2 protein-coding genes are annotated in these 2037 nt (G+C 77.1%); both read left to right on the top strand.

The genetic code is table 11. The annotated features are described in order from the left end of the window. Positions 1 to 952: SLC13 family permease (locus ACTUAL_RS17410; RefSeq protein ID WP_440901012.1), on the top strand; the 952-nt coding region annotated here is incomplete at its 5' end. Positions 953 to 1024: 72 nt separating this feature from the next. Then, entirely contained in the window at positions 1025 to 1963 is a 939-nt protein-coding gene (locus tag ACTUAL_RS17405; protein ID WP_440901011.1) for an oxygenase MpaB family protein, read from the top strand. Positions 1964 to 2037 lie beyond the last annotated feature (74 nt).

The following is a 2037-nucleotide window of genomic DNA, read 5'->3' as shown; positions in this document are numbered from 1 at the left end:
GCTCGCGATCGCCTACGCGGCCACGATCGGCGGTCTCGCCACGCTCATCGGCAGCCCCCCGAACCTCGTCCTGGCCGGGCTCGTCGAGCAGAGCTACGGCATCGACGTCAGCTTCGCCGGCTGGATGGTGCTCGGCGTGCCGCTGGCCGTGGTGTTCCTGGCGCTCACGTGGCTCCTGCTCACGCGGGTCATGTTCCGCACGGGCATCGCGGAGGTCGCCGGTGGCCGCGAGCTGGTGCGGGCCCGGCGCCGGGCGCTGGGCCGCATGTCCCGGGGCGAGGTGACGGTCGCGGCGGTGTTCGCCGCCACGGCCCTGCTGTGGGTGTTCCGTCAGCCGCTGGCCGACAGCGCCCTCGGGGCCGCGGTGCCCGCGGTCGGCCTGCTGAGCGACGCCGGCATCGCGGTCGCCGCGCTCGTCGCGCTGTTCCTGGTGCCCGTGGGGCGCGGCGGCGGCGAGGCGGGCGGGGCGCTGGACTGGCCCACGGTGCAGAAGGGCGTGCCGTGGGGGGTGCTGCTGCTGTTCGGCGGCGGGCTCTGCCTGGCCGCAGCCGTGCAGGCCAGCGGGCTCGACGCCTGGATCGGTGAGCGCTTCGAGGGCCTCGCGGTGCTGCCGACGGTCCTGCTGGTCGCGGCGGTGTCCCTCGGCGTGCTCCTCATCACCGAGCTGACGTCGAACACCGCGACCGCGGCGACGTTCCTGCCCGTCCTGGCGGGTGTGGCGGTCGGCATCGGGATCGACCCGCTGCTGCTGCTGGTCCCCGCCGCGCTCGCCGCGACGTGCTCGTTCATGCTGCCGGTCGGCACCCCGCCCAACGCGATCGTCTTCGCCACCGGCCGGGTGTCGATGGGCGAGATGGTGCGTGCGGGGTTCTGGCTCAACCTCATCGGGGTCGGGCTCATCACCGCGACGGTCTACCTGCTCGGGCCGGTGGCCCTCGGCATCGAGCTGTGAGCGGGTGCGGGCCCGGCCCACGAGCCGTTTCCGTGCCGCGCGCGACCGCGGGCGCCGTGCGAGGCTCGTGCCGTGCTGAGGCCGTCCCGTCTGCCGGAGCTGGCGCGCGAGCGGTTCCGCGCCCGGGTGTCCGGGGACCCCGGTGGGGCCCCGGAGTGGGTGCGCGAGATCGCGACCGTCGGCGAGGGCCCCGGGTGGTTCGAGCCCGGCGACGTGGTGTGGCGGGTGCACGGGGACCTCGCGACGCTCGTGGGCGGGGTCGCGGCGCTGCTCGGGCAGGGTGCGCACCCGCTGGCCCTGGCCGGTGTGCAGCGGCACTCCGACTACCGGCAGGACCCGTGGAAGCGCCTCGCCGGCACCGCCCGGTGGCTGGTCGTGTCGACGTTCGGGTCCGAGGAGCTCGCAGGCCGGGAGGCCGGCCGCGTCCGGCGCATGCACCGCCGGGTGCGCGGGGTGGACGACGCGTCCGGCCAGGCGTACTCCGCCTCGGACCCGGACCTGCTCCGCTGGGTGCACCTGGCGTTCACCGACGCGTTCCTCGCCGCGCACGAGGCCCTCGGTGAGGACCTGCGACCCCGCTTCGGGCCGCGCTGGCCCGACGAGTACGGCCGCCGCTGGGCCCGCAGCGCCCAGGCCCTCGGCGCCACCGACCTGCCGGCCTCGTGCGCGGAGCTCGAAGAGGCCCTCGCCGCGTACGCGCCCGTCCTGCAGCCGGTGCCGGCGGACCTGCGCGCGTTCCTGTCGGCTCCCCCCGGCCTCAGCGCACCCGAGCAGGCGTTCTACCGGGGGCTGTCCGGGGCCGCGGGGCTCCTGCTGTCGCCGCGGCTGGCACCGCTGGCCGGCGTGCCCGGACGCGACCGTCGTGACCTGCTGCACCGCGCCCGCCTGCAGGGCACCGCGGTGCAGCTGCGGGGGCTGCGGCTCGCCCTGGGCGAGCGGAGCCCGTCGGAGCAGGCCGCGCTGTGGCGGCTCGGCACCGGTCCGCGGCCGTCCTGGGCCGACGCGGCCTGAGCGACCGCGCGGCACCGAGCGGTCGTCGCGGGGACGGTCCGGGGCCCGGGAACGGCGACGCCCCCGGTCCCGAA

It is taken from the genome of Actinosynnema sp. (assembly GCF_052038725.1).
The sequence above is the reverse complement of the archived record's forward strand: the minus strand, read 5'-3'. Positions and strand labels throughout refer to the sequence as shown.